Here is a 15,529-nt window from a genome sequence, read left to right on the forward strand (position 1 = left end):
ATATCTGCGTGGTGAGCCGACGCGGGGCCTGCCGGCGACACCTCGGGCGGCCGGCGAGGAGCCGCTCGGCGCTCCGGCCGAAGTGCAACTCCTCGGCCAGAACCAGGAATACCTCGACGTCCCGCAGCTCCATCACGCCCCCGTAACCTCTGCGGCCCGACAACCCGGAAGCCGTCGAGCCACGGAAGTATAAGGCGATCAAGCTTCGCGCAACCGAGGCGGAGACAGCAGCGAACCAGGTCGGCTGACCCTGCATCAGGAACGTCGGCCCACTGCCAGAACCCGACGAGCCGGCCCGCGAGGGTGGACTCACCGGCTCCGGACGGGAGACACACGGAGGAGGGGCGGGTGCGCCTGCCGGCAGGCATGTGTCGGGGGCCACACGTCGACCCCTTCGTGTCGCGGACCGTCCCGGTGCCCAGGATGAGGTCATGGAGATTGGCATCGCACTGCCCCAGTACGGCACCCACGCCCGCGCCGACCGCATCGCGGCCTTCGCGCGGGACGCCGAGGACGCCGGGTTCGACTCGTTCTGGGTCGGCGACCGCGCCCTGACCCCGGTCGCCCCCAGCGATCTCTATCCGGGGCACACCCCGGAGAACCCGTACCCCCACCAGTACAAGACCTTCCTCGACCCGCTGACCGTGCTCACCGTCGCCGCGGGCGCGACGTCCCGCGCCCGGCTCGGCATGAGCACCCTCAACGGCCCCTGGTACCCGCCGGTCCTGCTCGCCCGCTCCCTCACCTCGCTCGACCAGGTCAGCGGCGGACGCCTCGACGTCGGTCTCGGCATCGGCTGGCTGCGGGACGAGTACACAGCGGTCGGCGCCGACTTCGGCCGGCGCGGCGCCCTCCTCGACGAGCTGCTCGACGTCCTCCACGGCTTCTGGACCCAGGAGGAGTTCGGTCACGAGGGGCCCCACTGGACGATCCCCGTGTCGCATGTCGGTCTGCGCCCCGCCCAGGCCGCGGGACCGCCCGTCCTTCTCGGCGGCTTCAGCCCGGCCGCCCTGCGCCGGGTCGGCCGCCGGGCGGCCGGCTGGGTCGGCGCCGTCCTGCCTCCGGGGGCGGCCGAGGGCCTTTGGGACGTGGCGCGGCGAGCCGCCGACGAGGCGGGCCGCGACCCGGGGACGCTGCGTCGGCAGATCCGGCACAACCCCGCGCCCGGCGCCACGGCGGACGCGATCGCCACCGTGCTCGCGGGCGTGCGGGACACGGGCGCCGACGGGTGCTTCGTCGACCTCCAGCAGTCGGTCGACTCGCCTGACGAGGCCCTGGAACTCGGGGCCAAGGTCCTGGGCCTGCTGCGGGGCTGAGCAGGGCGGAGGGGCCCCGGACGTCCGGGGCCCCTCGGTGTGCCGGCCGGGTGCGAAAGGGACCCGCCCCGCCGCGCTCGGTTGATCGGGCCGCGCGGCGATCTGCCGCCGGAACGCTCAGCCCTCAGCCCACGTCGAGCGCGTTCCGCAGACCGAGTCGGTAGCGCAGACGGTCGTGGCGCTTGAGCCCTTCCAGCTCCGGAGCCCGGAAGAGCGGCCGCACCGTGCAGCGCGCGGCGGGCGAGCCCGTCCGGTCGAGCAGGGCGTTGACGGCTTGGCGGGCGGAGGCGTTGGCGCCTTCCATCGTCGCCAGGTCGATGTCGACGGCCACGTAGTCGCCGGCCAGGAAGAAGTTGGGGATCTTGGTCGCGGCCTGCGGCCGATGGTGGAAGGTGCCGACCGGATGGACGAGGAGCTGGTCCTCGTTGGTCGGGTTCGGCGTGCCGAGGCCGTCGACGCCCGGGTCCAGGAACCAGGAGTGCAGCGCGCTGTCCTTCAGGACCGTGCGGCCGGTGTCGTTGAACGCGGCCTTCAACTGCGCCCAGACCTCCCGGGCGACCTCCGTGCGCGTGCACTGCTTGGCCGTCTTGCCGTAGAGGATGCCTGGCCGGTCCCATTCCGAGATGTCCACCGAGAGACAGTCGACGGCGGCTCCGTCGCCGTAGTCGGCGGGGAAATCGCGGGACGGCCAGTGGCGCGCCTGCTGGATCGCCGTCAACGACCAAGGGGAGTCGATGCAGTTGGCGTGTCCGGAGAGCAGCGGCGCGTGTTCGGTGAGATAGAACTGGATGCCCGTCATCCAGTCCGTCTCCAGCTTGTCGCACCGCGCCAGCTGCGGGTCCGCCGCCCGCAGGGCCGCACTCCAGGTCCTCCGGGCGTGCTCCACCGGCATCGCGGAGACGTAGTGATCGGCGGTCACCGAGCGGCGGACGCCCTGGGGATCTTCGATGACGGCCGCGCCGATCCGCCCGGAGCCGGAGTCGTAGGCCAGTTCCCTCACGGTCCAGCCGATGCGGAACTCCACTCCGAGGCTGGCCAGATGAGCCACCCAGGGGTCGATCCAGGCCTCGTTGGTGGGCAGGTTCAGGATCCGGTCGAGGGGCCCGTCGGCGCCGCGCCCCAAGGCGTTGAAGGCGAAGGCCTCCAGGAGGGTGGCGACCGTACGGGTGCTGGCCTCCTCGGCCTTCGTCGCGACGATGTTGCGGGTCAGTCCGACGGCCAGGATGCGCTGGTAGTCGTAGCTCATCCGCCCGGCCCGCAGGAACTCCCACCAGGGCGTCCGCTCCCACGCCTCGTCGCGCCGCTCGTCACAGCTGGTCAGGAAGACGAGGAAGCGGTTGACGAAGTACGCGGCCTCGTGGAGCGGGATGGAGCGGGCGGTGTCGAGGAGCGCTGTCAGGGCGCCGCGGATCTCGTCGAGGGTGAGTTCGGCGGGACGGTGGCCCGGCCAGGGGAGCGGAATGCGCAGGTCCTCGCGGCCGCCGGTGCGGGCGAAGGACATCTCGGCCGGGGCGACGAGGTTGTCCCAGACTCCGTTGGCGTTCCCCGGGAAGGGGATGCGCCGCATCGTGTCGGGGAGGTTGTGGTAGATGCCGGGGATGAACCGGAAACCGTGCTCGGCGGGGAGCGGGCGCCGGCTGCCGCGCGCGCTGTCCGGTACGTCCATGGAGCGGGCTTTGCCACCCAGCGCCCGGCGCTCGTAGACGGTGACGCGGAAGCCGCGCTCGGCCAGTTCGTGGGCGGCGGTCAGTCCCGCGACCCCACCGCCGAGAACGGCCACGGACTGCGGCGCGGACGGCTCGGCGGCGGCAGCCTGTGCGGCGCCGGGAGCGACCGCCCCGACGGCGACCGCTCCGGTCGTCGCGGCTACGCCGGCCACGAAGGTGCGTCGTGAGGTGCCCGTACGGTCCATACCCCAACCCCTTTACCAGCGGTAACCCTACGTCCGACGCAGGAGCATACGACCGTCCCCCGAGTCCCGGAAGCCAAGCGCGGGCACCATTCCCACATGGCGCGATCCCGCCCCTCGCGAGGCAGCCCGACCGCCCGGCGCTCATGGCCCGCATCACCGAATGGCGGCGCCCCAGGACCCCGGCGCTCGGCTTGCCGCGCCGGCGGGATCGTCGGGATCTGTGGGATCTGTGGGGCCGTTCCGTACTTCCCAGGCCACGTCGTCCTGCTGCCGAGCCAAGCTCACCGCACCGATAAGGGAGGGGCGGGTCAGGCGGAGACGCTTCTGTTGAACCAGCCGCTGAACTGCTGCTCCCTCGCCGCGGGCGACGCTCGCCGCTCGGCCCTTTCCAGCATCCTTTCGGCCTCCGCCCGCCAGATGGCCGCGTCCGCGCGGGGCGGCGGCAGGAACGGGCCACGTTCGGCCGCTTCGGCGGCGGCTCCGAAGAAGTCGCCGCCCTTGCGCTTGAAGTCGTCCGTCCCCCACGCGCGGCCGGCTTCGCGCGGGGGCGCCTTCCGCAGGTGGGGAATGTGTTTGGCGCAGTGGATGTACGCCTCCTCGACGGCGACCTCCACCCAGACCAGGGCACGGCGGCCGGGTACGGGGTCGTACGCGAGACCGAAGTGCGTACGGCGCATGTCGTCGTCGGCCACGACCCGCGCCGTGCCGTTGACGTGGAGCCCGATGCGGTCCTGGAGGAAGTCCATCATCAGGATGCCGACGTGGGGGTTCTCCTCGATGTTGCCGAGGCTGGCCTGGACGCCGTTGCCCCGGTACTCGGGGTAGGCGAGGGTCCGGTCGTCCAGGACGTGGAGAAATCCGGGCGGCCCGGCCCGGAAGGTGTTGTCGCATTCGCCGTGCCGGTCGGCGGTCGCCAGGAAGAACATCTCCTGCCGTGCCGCGAACTCCCGCATCCGGGTGTTGAGCCGGTCGAGGACCTGGTCGGCGTAGAACCTGTCGGCGCGTTCGGTGGTGCCCATGCGCTGCTGGACCCGATGTTCGCCGTTACTCCCCGGGCGAGTGGTGCGTACCGGCGCCGCCTGCCGGAGCCCGGCCTGTTCGCGTTCGTATGTGCTCAATTCCTCGCCCCGACCAGTTCTTCGATGGAGTCGTGCCGTATCCGGTGCGCGGGGATGCCGATGTCCACCAGGGTGTCGACGCCGCGGCGGATCATGCCGGGCGGTCCCGACAGGTACGCGTCGTACGTGTGCCACGGCCCGTACTCGTACACGGCCTCCGGGAGCCGGGCGCCCAGGCCGCCGCCGGGGCCGTCGTCGACGACCGGCCGGACGGAGAGCCAGGGATGCGACTGCTGCATCCGGAGCATGGTCTCGATGTCGTACAGGTCGTGGTCCCGGCGGGCTCCGTAGAACACCTGGACCGAGCGGTGGCGGCCGTGCTGGGCCACGTCCTCGACCAGGGCCTTGATGGGCGCGATGCCGGTGCCGCCGCCGAGGCACAGCAGCCCGTTGTCGGTGCTGTGGTCCACGGTCATGGATCCGGCGGGGGGACCGAGCCGGATGACGTGGCCCGGGCGGGCGCGGTGCACGAGGGCGTTGGAGACCCAGCCCGCCGGCACGGCCTTGACGTGGAAGGAGAGCAGGCCGTCGGAGCGGGGTGCGCCGGCGAAGGAGTAGTGCCGCCAGATGCGCGGCCACCAGGGGGTCTCCAGGGCGGTGTACTGCCCGGCGAGGAAGGGGTACGGCTGGTCGGGCCGGACCGTCACGACCGCGATGTCGGGCGTACGCATGTCATGGGCGACGACCTCCGCCCGCCACCAGGCGGGGGCGCGCAGCGCGTCCTCGGCCGCCGCGTCGATCATGATCTGGGAGATCGCGGTGTACGCGGCCACCCAGGCGGACTCGGTCCTGGGCCCCCAGCTCCGCGGGGCGTGGCGGGAGAGGGCGCCGATGAGGCATTCACCGACGGCGGGATAGTGCTCGGGAAGGGTGCCGTACTTCCGGTGCCCGCGGCCCAGACGGGACAGGTACGTGGCCAGGGTGGCGGTGTCGTCCGCGTGGGTCGCGGCGGTGAGCAGCGCTTTGAAGAGGCGGTCGCGCTGGATGTCCATGGCGGCGGGGAAGAGCTCCCGCAGGTCGGGGTGACGGAGGAAGAGCAGGGAGTAGAAGTGCGAGGTGACCTTGTCGGCGATCGGCTCGATCTCGGCCATGGTGCGCCGCAGGAGACCTGCGTCGGACGTGTCTTCCGGGGCCAGTGGCGGAGCCGGCGTCGGAGCCGGGGCCGTGGCCTGGGTCGGACCCTGCCGCTGAGTCGGAACCTGGGCGGGTGGACCGGGTGCCGTGCGGCTCCGGTCGGCGCTGCCGCCCACGAGGTGTATCCGAGTGAAGGGCCGGCCGACCATGCGGCCCTCGGCGTCCCGGTGCCCGTCCTGCCGAGCGTCCTGCTGCCCGCCCTGCTGCCCGTCCCGGGGACGCTGCGGGCCTGCGCCGAACCAGCCGGCGCTCCGACTGCCTCCGCCGGAGCTGTCACCGGGGCTGTCGCCACCGGCGGACGTAGTGGTCGGAGCATCCATCGGTCTGCCTCGCCTCGAGCATCTTTCGATCGTCTGCGTACGTGGGGTCCGAGTGCACCCCTGCCTCCCTCTCCGTATCGGAATTCCCGGCGTTTCCCTCAGATGTGAAATCCCGTGACACGGCACCCGGACGTTCGAACGGGGTCGACCATACCTCCGTCCGCACGCACTCATGAACGGGCCCTTAATCCGCCACGTCGTCACGGCACCGCTGCATTTATGCAGGTCAGCACGGCGCACGGGCGGAGAACTCGGACCTCGTGACGAGTTACCGACGAGTTCGAGCGATATGCGGAGCCGTTCGCCATAGGCTCATGAGGAAATTCCCGACGGAAAAGAAGCAGGGTAGCCGGAACCTCTCACACCGCATTCGCGGATTCTTCACTTCTCGGTGAGATGGAGCAGCCGGCTGTACGCGTTACCGCTTGCGGCCCGGCAACCGGCGACGGATTCGGTGTCATCGGTTGGCTCGGTCGAACCCGAGTCGTCCGTCGGCCGGTAGGAGGTACCCCTCCCAGCGCTCCTCGGGGGCGTGGCCGTCGAGCTGTTCCGCGGAGGCTCCGCCGGAGACCTCGAAGCCGATCAGGCCGAGCCGGAACGGAACCTCCTGGAAGATGTCGGCCCCGATGGCGGCGAGCCGGTCGTCGAGGGTGCGCCGCCACTCGAGGGACACCGGTCCGCCGTCCCGGCCGAACGGGAACCCGACCTCGTCCTGTTCGCCGGGCTCTCGATCGCCCAGCGCCCACTCCGAGCGGTCCGAACCGAACCGGCAGGCCGATCCGACGGGTGGGGGCCGGCCGCACGCCGGTCCCCACCCTGGGCGGCCATGGGGGTGCGCCGCCCGGTCACGGGGTGGGTCAGCAGCCGCTGGTGAGCCAGCGGCAGGCGGTGATCAGCGCGGCGGCGTGCTCCTCGCCGCGGGCGTCCTCGGTGCGGACCTCCTCCGGCAGAACCTGCAGGGCATCGATGTCGTACTCCGTCATGACGGTCTCCTTCTTGGTTGCTTCGACGGGATGCCGGTGGCCGGCGGCCACCGGACACTCAGGGGTGGGCCGGACCGCCCTCGGGCAGCCAGGCGCGAGGGCCTCCGCACCGCATGCGCAGCAGCAGGGAGAGGCTTCCTGCCAGGCCGGTGGCGTACTCGGCGAGTACGGTCCTGCGGTTCTCGTCGGGCACCAGGAGGCGCCCGTCACGCAGCACGGCCTGGGCGGCGAGGTGCTCGACCAGCAGGTCGGCGGCGGCACCGTGGCTCTCGTCGCCCGTCCGTACGGCGGTGTCGAGCAGGAACTCGGCGTTGCCCGCGAGCCCGTGGCAGGTGGCCGGCGAGTCGGTCACCCTGCCTGCCCGTACCGCGAGGGCCGCGCCGTCCACCAGGTCGCGCAGGACCTTTCCGGACGCGCCGGTGGCCGCCCAGAGCCGCACCAGGAAGGTCCCGACGCCGGACGAGCCGCTGCACCAGTGGCGGGCGAGCTCCGGGGAGTCGGAGAGGTGGCGGGCGCGGTCGACGGGCCAGAGCGCACCGGCGGGTCCGCTGCGGGCGGCGGCCACCAGGGTGGCTCCCGCTTCGGTGGCCGCGTCGAGGAAGCGTCCTTTCCCCGTGGCCTCCGCCGCGAGCAGGAGGAAGGTGCCGACCCCGGCGACGCCGTGCGCGAAGCCGTAGTGCCAGGCGCCCGCGAGAGCCGACCCGAAGTCCTCCGGCACCGGCCAGAACACGCCTTCAGGCGTACGCCGAGCCGCGTCCAGGAGCCCGTCCGCGACCTGTACGGCACGGTCCAGGAACCGCGGATCCCCGGTGGCGCGCCAGAAGTGGAGTTGGGTCAGACCGGAGCCGGCCGCTCCGTGGCAGACGTCCGGGTTGGGCCAGCGGACGGGAAGGGCGAGCGCCAGTGCGACGGCGCGGTCCGCAAGAGCGGTGTCGTCCAGCGCCCGCGCGGCGTCGAGCAGGGCCCAGGCAGTACCCGAGCGGCCGAAGTGCAGACCGGGCAGATTGCCCGGCAGCTCGTCCTGTCGTCCCACCGTCCAGCGGGCGGCGGAGCGGAGGCCCTCGGCGAGCGCCTCGCGGGTCACGGGCGGCGTCGCCCCGGTCCCCGGGGCGCTGAACGGCCCGGTCGTGCCGGCGGCCCATCGGTCGAGGGCGCGGGCGAGCAGGGCGACGCCGCCCGCCGAGCCGTGCTGCACGGCCACCGGATCACAGGTCTCGCCGAAGGAGTCCGAGGCCCACAGCCGTTCGGGGTCGTTCGGACGCATCGTGGCCAGCAGGTGGGCGATGCCGTCGTGCAGGAGCCGTGCGCGTGTGGCCTCGGCGTCCGGGTGCTTCTCCTGCACCGGACCAGGGCTCCGGTCCGGATCGACCGCCGTGGCCTGGTGGTCCACTCGCTCCGGCGACGTCGGTTCTCCCTGGCCGCCCCTGACGAACTCCCGGGCCCGCTCCAGGGCCCAGCGGTCCTCCGGCTCGTCCCGCATCAACCCCCGGATCAGCGGCGAGAAGCGGCGTACGAGCGCGTGGTCGCGGGCCAGCAGCTCCACGAGGCGCGCCAGGCGCTGCTCGTCCGGCCGGGCCGTGTCCCGCGGCAGGTCCTCGGCGAAGAGCGGATCGGCACCGCTCACCGCGTGCAGGACCGTCGCGCCGAGGGCGTACATGTCGGCGGCCGGCGGCAACGCCGGTGCCACCTGGTCGACGGTGCGCAGCTCGGGGGCCGTGTAGCCGGGGGTGGCACCGAGGACCCACCGCTCCCCCTCCCGGGCCGCCATCTCCAGGTCGATCAGGACGAGCCGTCCGTCCGGGGTGACCATGACGTTGTTGGGGTTGAAGTCGTGCAGGGTGATGCCCAGTTCGTGGGCGGCGGCGACGAGCTCGACGAGCTGCCGGACCAGGGAGTCGGCGGTACGGGCGTCGGGGCAGCCGCTGCCGTCCCTGGCCAGTCGCTCGGCGACGGTGCGCCGCAGTGTCGCCCCCGGTACCGATGCGGTGGCCAGGAACACGCTGCCCTGCTGCTCGAACACCTCGACGAGCCCGGGGACACGGTCGGGGCACGCGCTGCCGAACCGTTCGAGCAGTGCGGCCTCGCGCCGCAGCAGGTCACGGACGTCCAGTCCTTCGAGGCCGGCTCCCACGTGGGGCCGTGCCTGCTTGACGACGACCTGCTCGCCGGTCCGGGTGTCCTCGGCGCGGAACACGCCGCCCTTGTTGGAGTGCTGGATCGCGCCCCGTACCAGGAAGCGGTCGTTCAGGAGGACGGGCCTGGCCGTGGCCGTGCTGCGGGCCGGGGCGGCCGGGCGGTCGGGGAACGGGTCCCCGGCCCAGGCCGGCGGGGTGAACCAGGCGTTGCGCTCGTCGGCGACCGGCCGGCCCTCGGGATCGGTGAGGCGGGCGGCGAAGGCGCCGTCGGCCGTCAGCTCGCGGACTCCCCTGAACACCCCGTACCGGTAGAAGACCTGGCTGTCGGGCCGGTAGCGCCGGTCGGAGAGGACCGCGGGGCCGGGCAGCCCCTCGGTGGCCCGGTGCAGTTCCTCGGCGAGCAGCCTGAACCGGTCGTCGTCGGCCGGGTACACCGTGAGGAACTTCCCGCCGCCGCCCCGCGCGAAGCGCCCGGACACCAGCGCGGCGATCCTGGCGGGGCTCCCCGCGAACTTGAAGGCCGCGCGGTGGGCGACGAGCACCTCGGCGGACCGGGCCAGGACCAGAGGTGCCGAGAGCGGAGTGGCCGGGACGTGGATCTTCCAGCCCTGGGCACGCCCGACGGACTCGCCGGGTACGACATGGCACCAGAACTCGCCCTGCTCGACGCTCCAGTCCACCGGCCCGGCCCCTGCCGTTCCCCGCCCGCCGCTCTCCGTCCCCTGTGCGCTCCGGGCGATCACGGCGCGCACGATGTCGGGCAGCAGCGCGAGGTCCGACGGGCTCTCGGCGCGCGACCGCCGGGGCCCGGGGCCGGACGGGGAAGGACTCACAGTGGGTGACGACACGCTCTACGTCCTCGTCTTTCGCATGGGAACGAGGGCTTGACGAGCCCTCGATGAGCTCTGGACGAGCCCTAGACGACGGGCCGGACGTAGTCGTCGCCCCAGCTGGTGTCCAGGGGGCTCCCGGCGACCGTCCGCGTCGTCCCCGGTCCGCCGTCCGCCGTGGCGGCGCCGGCGACGACGCCGCCGCCGGCGAGCAGGACCGTGAGGAGAAGAAGGCAGCGGACGGCAACGGACATGGCGCGGCTCCTGGTTCGGGAGATGAGCTGGCAGGCGGGAACATCCGCGTCTGGCGGGTTCACGTCGAATGTCGGTCTGATGGGGTTTCCCTCGACCGGACGCCTCCAGTTCATCCCGGCGAGCCCGCTTGGTCCAGCGCCATGACCTGGCAATACCCTGCATGGCACGGAAGTAGCAGGGCCGCATCACGGGGGAAACACGTGACTACTGGGATGGATGTGGACGGAATACCTCGACTGGACGCGAGGGCTGTCGCCGTTTTCGCGTACGTACTGGAGCGCGGCAGTCTCGCGCCCCGGACACCCGAGGTGCTTCCGGCTGTCGGGCTGAGCCGGGAGGAGGTGGAGGCGGCCTGCCGCACCCTGCAGCGCTTACGCCTCCTCAGACCGGCTCCCGGCAGGCCCGAGGAACTGATTCCGGTCAGCCCGGACGCCGCGGCTGCGGAAGTGGTCGGCCCTCTTGAGGCGGAGCTCGCGCGGGCCGCCGTGCGGGCCCAGTCGCTCCGCGACGAACTGCAGTCCCTGATGCCGCACTACCGCGCCGCTCGGCGCGAGCAGGGCCGCCGTGAGGGCTTCGACGTGCTGCCCGACATGGCCTCCGCCTCCGCGATGCTCACCGAGGAATCGGCCCGCTGCCGGGAGGAGGTGTTCAGCATCCAGCCCGGCGGCGGCCGGGCACCTCACCGCCTCGGGGACGCCGTCGAACGGGATGTGGCGATGCTCGGCCGCGGTGTGCGCATGCGCACCCTGTACCAGCACTCGGCGCGGGCCAGCCTGTCCACCCAGGGGTACGTGGAGAGGCTCACCGAGGCCGGCGCCGAGTACCGCACCGCCGCCGAACTGCCCGACCGGGCCGTGGTCTTCGACCGGTCCGTGGCCTTTCTGCCCCGGCGCGCCGACGGCGGTACGGGCGAGGGGGCGGTACTCGTCCGCGACCCGGACGTGGTGGCGTACCTCTGCAGGGTCTTCGAGCAGCACTGGTCCGCGGCGGCCCCGTTCCGGGGCACCAGCGAGGCGGCCTACAAGGAGGTCGGCCACAGCCTGCGGCGGGCGCTGGTGGGGCTGCTCGCGGAGGGCGCCAAGGACGAGGTGATCGCCCGGCGCATGGGGATGTCGCTGCGCACCTGCCGCCGTCACATCGCCGAACTCATGGAGGAGTTGGGGGCGGAGAGCCGTTTCCAGGCCGGCACCCTCGCGGAACGCGCCGGTCTCACCGGAGCGGAGACCGCGACGGACGCCTCCGCCCGCTGATCCGTGACCGGGTGCGGCGTCCACCCGCTTCGCCGCCCGAACGGCCCCGGGGCCTGGGCCGGCTCCGGGGCCTGGGCCGACTCCCGGGGCCTGGGCCGACTCCCGGTGCCTGTGTCCAGGCGCCGGGAGACGACCCTCAGGACGCCGGGATCAGGGCGTCATCTCGTACGCGCCCGACAGCGCCTCGACACGCTGCCAGACACGCTCCGACCGCGCCTCGTCGACGACGGGCCGCCGGACGGCGCCGAGTGCCCAGAGCTGCTGCGGCTCGGTCGCCGAGTCCTTGCCGTGCAGCTCGACCGCGTGCGCGGAGAAGTCGCGGACGAGGACGGCGAACAGCTCGTCCAGCACGTCCTCGTCGAGACCGGTCAGGGCGGCCTGCTCCAGGACCAGCTGACCGTGGACGACGAGGGCGAAGAGCTGGCCGACGGCGAGGAGGAGGTCGAGGTCGCGGCTCTGCTTCTCGTCGGGGGCCGCCTTGAGTACGAACTCGCACAGGGCGTCGGCCTGTTCGCGGAAACGGGCCACGTTGGACAGGTGGGCGTACGCGTCGAAGGCCGGGCGCCAGTCGTGGAAGCGGACCGATCCGAGGCCGCGGGCCGGTCCCTGACGGAAGAGGAACGTGTCGTCGGCCGCGTCCACACGGGTCGGGACGGGCTCGTACGCGACCGGGTCGAGGAGGTGGTTGCGCATGAACTTCAGGATCAGCGCCAGGTTGACGTGGACCGTGCCCTCAAGCTTCGGCAGACCGCGGATCTCCACGGCCGCCTGGGCGAAGTAGTTGTCCTTCTCGAAGCCCTTGGCGGCGATGACGTCCCACATCAGGTCGATGACCTTCTCGCCCTCCGTGGTCACCTTCATCTTCGTCATCGGGTTGAAGAGGAGGTAGCGGCGGTCGTCGGGACCCGCGGTGCGGAAGTAGTCGACGGCGCGGTCGCTGAACAGCTTCATGCCGACGAGCCGGACGTACGCGTCGGTCAACTCGCGCCGCACGTGCGGGAATGCGGTGACCGGCCGGCCGTACAGGATGCGGTTCTGCGCGTGGGTGACGGCCTCGTACATCGCGTGCTCGCAGATGCCGATCGAGGCGGTGCACAGGTTGAACTTGCCGACGTTCACGGTGTTCAGGGCTGCGTCGAAGGCGGCGCGACCCGTGTGCAGGACGTCCTCGGCGGCGACCGGGTACTCCTCCAGACGGAATTCGCTGACGTACTTCGACGAGTCGACGACGTTCTTGACGAGGTGGTACGCCGGGTGGCGGCTGTCGGCGGCGAAGAAGACGTACGCGTCGGGGCCCTCGACATCGGTCCGGCGGCCGAAGACGGAGACGAGCCCGGCCTTGTTGCCGTTGCCGATGTAGTACTTGGAGCCGGTGGCGCGGAAACCGCCCTCGCCGTCCGGCTCCAGGAGCATGTCGGTGGAGTAGATGTCGGCGCCGTGGGACTTCTCGGAGAGACCGAAGGCGAACACCTCGCCCTGGGAGAGGAGTTCGGCGGCGCGGTTCCGGGCGGCGGCGTTGTCGCTCTGCCAGACCGGGCCGAGACCGAGGATGGTGACCTGCCAGGCGTACCAGTAGTCGAGACCGTAGAAACCGAGGATCTCGTTGAGGGCGGCGATGCGGGCGGTGTCCCAGCGCTTGTCGCTCTCGTCCTCACCGGCGGAGGAGGACGGCGTCAGGAAGGTCGCGAAGAGCCCTTCCTCGGCGGCGAAGGCGAGGAAGTCGCCGAGCCAGGCCCGGGTCCGGTAGTCCTCGATGATCCGGCGCTTGCCGCGCGCCTCGAACCAGTCGACCGTGGCGCGCAGGAGCCGGCGGGTCTCCGGGTCGAAGTGCGCGGGGTCGTGGGTGTGCGGGTTGAACAGCAGCGGGTCGGCCATGACGTCCGCCTTTCCGGCTCGGGATGAGGGTGGTGGTGCTGGGTGTGGTGGTACTGGGTGTGGTGGTACTGGGGAGGCCGAGGTGGAGGCCATGCCGGCCTGGTCGTACGGCTCGGCTCGGTTCACTGCCCTGCGGGGAACCGGCCGAGCGTGGCGAGGACGTCGTCGAGCCAGGTGATCATCATCCGCTCGTACGCGATGCCGCCGCGCAGCACGACGTGCTGGAGCTCCCGCTCGGCGTCGAGCGGACCGCTCTCCGGCGGCTCCCCGAAGTCCCGCTCCTCGCCTGCGAGATAGTGGGCAAGGCGCTCCGTGTGGGCCTGCCGGTGCCGCTGGACCTCGCTGATCAGCGCGGCCGGATCGTCGAAGGCGGCGCCTCTGATCTTCACCGCGAGGTCGTGCCGCACGCTCTCGGGCTCGATGGGTTCGTGCAGCCACGTGGAGAGCGCGTCGCGTCCGGGACCGGCGACGGAGTACTCCTTCTTGTCCGGGCGCCCCTGCTGCGGCACGTCCCGGACGTCCACCCAGCCGTCGCTCTCCATGCGCTTGAGCACGCGGTAGATCTGCTGGTGGGTGGCGGTCCAGAAGTATCCGATGGACCGCTCGAAGCGCCGGGCCAGCTCGTAGCCGGACCCGGGCTTCTCGAGCAGGGACACGAGGATCGCGTGGTCGAGCGCCATGCGCCCGATCTTGCTATGCAACGAGTTGCATAGCAAGGCCGACAGGGCACGCTGAGACGCGGCTCACCCCCAGGCCCCGCGGGGAATCCCGGTGCGGCCGGGCCAAGAACGGGTGCAGGACGCGCTTCCGCGCTCAGCCGGAGGCTTCGAGACGGCTGCGGCAGGCGACGGCGACGGCTTCGGCGACACCGGGCATGTCGGGCCGCCAGGTGGGGTTGCAGTTCACCTCGCACACGGTGAAGGAACCGTCTGCCTCGAAGAGGAGATCGACGCCGGCGACGCCGAGGCCGATGGCGTCCGCCGCTTCGACGGCCAGCGTCTCCGCGTCCGGATACCGGCCCGTACAGACCGCGTGGGTCCCGCCCTGCGCCAGGTTGGAGACCAGGCGGTCGTCACCCGCGGTGCGCACGGCGGCGGCCACGGCCGTACGGTCGACCACGATGACGCGCAGGTCCCGGCCGTGGGAGTGGGCGACGTACCGCTGGAGGAGATAGGGGTGCCGGTCGTCCAGACTGCCGGCCACACCTCGCAGCGCCTTGTCGTCGGCGGCGAGGAAGACCCGCCGGCCACGGTGTCCGCGCACGGCCTTGACCACGCACGGCTGCGGCACACCGATGTCGAGTACGTCCTCCAAAGGCGCGTCGGTGTGCGTGCGGGTGTCGGGGACGGGGATGCCTGCGGCAGCGAGCTGTTGCAGGTGCCAGAACTTGTTGACCGACGCCAGAACCGCCTCGGCGGGGTTGATCAGCTGCGTACCCATGGCGGCCAGGTGTCGCAGCAGGGTGACTTCCCTGTCGGGTGACACCCGAGGCGTCGACAGGCGGGCGTAGGCCACGGCGGGCGCGGGGACGGGTCGCCCGCCGGTGTCGGCGAGCGTGAGCCGACCGCGTTCCACGCCGAGTACCAGCTGACTGCTGTGGACAACCCCGGCCTGGTGCCCGAGCTCCCCGGCGAAGGCGGCCATGAGTGACGACGTGACCGGCCCCGGCTTGCCGCCGGCGGCACCGCCTGCGCCCCGTCTGAGCCCAGGACACAGCAGCAGCCAGGCACGTGCTTCGCTCTGCGACGACATGCCCGTCCCTTTACCCACGGGCGCCTCTGTCAGTCACGACAGATGACAGGTCGAGCGTCCACTTGCTGCTGCCGCTGCGCAGGAATGGCCGACGCGGCGCGCCGGAACCTCCCGGAGTCGCTCGTTCGCTCATTCGCTGAAGAAGTAGGCCAGCACGACCAACGACAGCAGGAGACCGGCACCGGCCATCACCTTGGCCTCCGTCGGCCGGCGTCGCGGGTCCGCCCCGGCGGCCAGCCAGAGCTGCAGCACCGAAGGGAGGAAGAGGAACATCCCGGCCATGGCGCCCACGAAGGACCACGGCAGCAGCAGCACAGAGACGCATGCGATGGACCAGCCGAAGCCTGACGGCCGGGCATGGAGCAACAGCGGGACGGCGACCACTCCGGCAGTCACGAGCGCCAGGGAGAGAATGACGTACCCCTGACCCGACCAGGAGATCAACGGGATCAGTGGAGTCGTCGCGGCGAGCACCACGAGGCCGAACTGCCACGGGTGGACACCCTCTCGTACAGCGACCTGCATGACCCACCCCCGACTTCAACACGACTTGAACGTGTTCAAACTACCGTATCCGGTCGCGGGCCCTCCACGGGGCACGTGAGCGCGCCACCCCCGCACCTGGTGCAGGGGTGGGCGGGCGGGCCAG

General features: G+C 71.9%; 13 protein-coding genes and 1 pseudogene. 2 read left to right on the plus strand and 12 right to left on the minus strand.

Going from position 1 to position 15,529, the window contains the following annotated elements; genetic code table 11:
- Nucleotides 1–40 precede the first annotated feature (40 nt).
- A pseudogene (locus DEJ46_RS40855) lies at nt 41–133 on the minus strand (LysR family transcriptional regulator); the annotation flags it as partial.
- A 298-nt stretch (nt 134–431) separates the two neighbouring features.
- Between DEJ46_RS40855 and DEJ46_RS03910 the strand changes: the two are divergent.
- Nucleotides 432–1,316, plus strand: coding sequence for a TIGR03619 family F420-dependent LLM class oxidoreductase (locus tag DEJ46_RS03910; RefSeq protein ID WP_150264179.1), 885 nt, complete (start codon nt 432–434; stop codon nt 1,314–1,316).
- 124 nt (nt 1,317–1,440) lie between these two features.
- Here DEJ46_RS03910 and DEJ46_RS03915 read toward each other — a convergent pair whose 3' ends face one another.
- From DEJ46_RS03915 to DEJ46_RS38980, 7 genes are all read right to left on the minus strand, one after another.
- Nucleotides 1,441–3,228, minus strand: a complete 1,788-nt coding sequence (locus DEJ46_RS03915; RefSeq protein WP_150264180.1) for an FAD-dependent oxidoreductase — start codon at nt 3,226–3,228, stop codon at nt 1,441–1,443.
- 308 nt (nt 3,229–3,536) lie between these two features.
- Nucleotides 3,537–4,247: a pyridoxamine 5'-phosphate oxidase family protein gene (locus tag DEJ46_RS03920; RefSeq protein WP_150264181.1), complete on the minus strand. Its 711-nt coding sequence runs from the start codon at nt 4,245–4,247 to the stop codon at nt 3,537–3,539.
- A gap of 95 nt (nt 4,248–4,342) precedes the next feature.
- Nucleotides 4,343–5,437, minus strand: a complete 1,095-nt coding sequence (locus tag DEJ46_RS03925) for a globin domain-containing protein (RefSeq protein ID WP_411757714.1) — start codon at nt 5,435–5,437, stop codon at nt 4,343–4,345.
- Nucleotides 5,438–6,257: 820 nt separating this feature from the next.
- Nucleotides 6,258–6,473: a hypothetical protein gene (locus DEJ46_RS03930; RefSeq protein WP_150264183.1), complete on the minus strand. Its 216-nt coding sequence runs from the start codon at nt 6,471–6,473 to the stop codon at nt 6,258–6,260.
- Nucleotides 6,474–6,657: 184 nt separating this feature from the next.
- Nucleotides 6,658–6,783, minus strand: coding sequence for a hypothetical protein (locus DEJ46_RS40445; protein WP_255325155.1), 126 nt, complete (start codon nt 6,781–6,783; stop codon nt 6,658–6,660).
- Nucleotides 6,784–6,841: 58 nt separating this feature from the next.
- Complete coding sequence (gene lanL / locus DEJ46_RS03935; protein WP_150264184.1) at nt 6,842–9,766, minus strand: class IV lanthionine synthetase LanL; 2,925 nt, start codon at nt 9,764–9,766, stop codon at nt 6,842–6,844.
- Between the two features lie 68 nt (nt 9,767–9,834).
- Complete coding sequence (locus DEJ46_RS38980) at nt 9,835–10,002, minus strand: hypothetical protein (protein WP_190622417.1); 168 nt, start codon at nt 10,000–10,002, stop codon at nt 9,835–9,837.
- A gap of 219 nt (nt 10,003–10,221) precedes the next feature.
- Between DEJ46_RS38980 and DEJ46_RS03940 the strand changes: the two genes are divergently transcribed.
- On the plus strand, nt 10,222–11,253 hold the full coding sequence (locus DEJ46_RS03940) for a LuxR C-terminal-related transcriptional regulator (RefSeq protein ID WP_150264185.1): 1,032 nt from the start codon (nt 10,222–10,224) through the stop codon (nt 11,251–11,253).
- Nucleotides 11,254–11,403: 150 nt separating this feature from the next.
- On the opposite strand, the gene DEJ46_RS03945 is transcribed toward DEJ46_RS03940, so the two are convergent.
- The 4 genes from DEJ46_RS03945 to DEJ46_RS03960 all read right to left on the minus strand — a co-directional run bounded on the left by DEJ46_RS03945 (nt 11,404) and on the right by DEJ46_RS03960 (nt 15,405).
- The gene (locus tag DEJ46_RS03945) at nt 11,404–13,128 is read right to left on the minus strand and encodes an acyl-CoA dehydrogenase family protein (RefSeq protein WP_150264186.1); all 1,725 of its coding nucleotides are present in this window, start codon (nt 13,126–13,128) and stop codon (nt 11,404–11,406) included.
- Nucleotides 13,129–13,250: 122 nt separating this feature from the next.
- On the minus strand, nt 13,251–13,808 hold the full coding sequence (locus DEJ46_RS03950) for a PadR family transcriptional regulator (protein ID WP_150264187.1): 558 nt from the start codon (nt 13,806–13,808) through the stop codon (nt 13,251–13,253).
- A 133-nt stretch (nt 13,809–13,941) separates the two neighbouring features.
- The gene (locus tag DEJ46_RS03955) at nt 13,942–14,772 is read right to left on the minus strand and encodes a RimK family alpha-L-glutamate ligase (protein ID WP_190622419.1); all 831 of its coding nucleotides are present in this window, start codon (nt 14,770–14,772) and stop codon (nt 13,942–13,944) included.
- A 237-nt stretch (nt 14,773–15,009) separates the two neighbouring features.
- Complete coding sequence (locus DEJ46_RS03960; RefSeq protein WP_150264189.1) at nt 15,010–15,405, minus strand: hypothetical protein; 396 nt, start codon at nt 15,403–15,405, stop codon at nt 15,010–15,012.
- Nucleotides 15,406–15,529: the final 124 nt, after the last annotated feature.

It is taken from the genome of Streptomyces venezuelae (genome assembly GCF_008642375.1).
GTDB classification, from domain to species: Bacteria; Actinomycetota; Actinomycetes; order Streptomycetales; family Streptomycetaceae; genus Streptomyces; species Streptomyces venezuelae_G.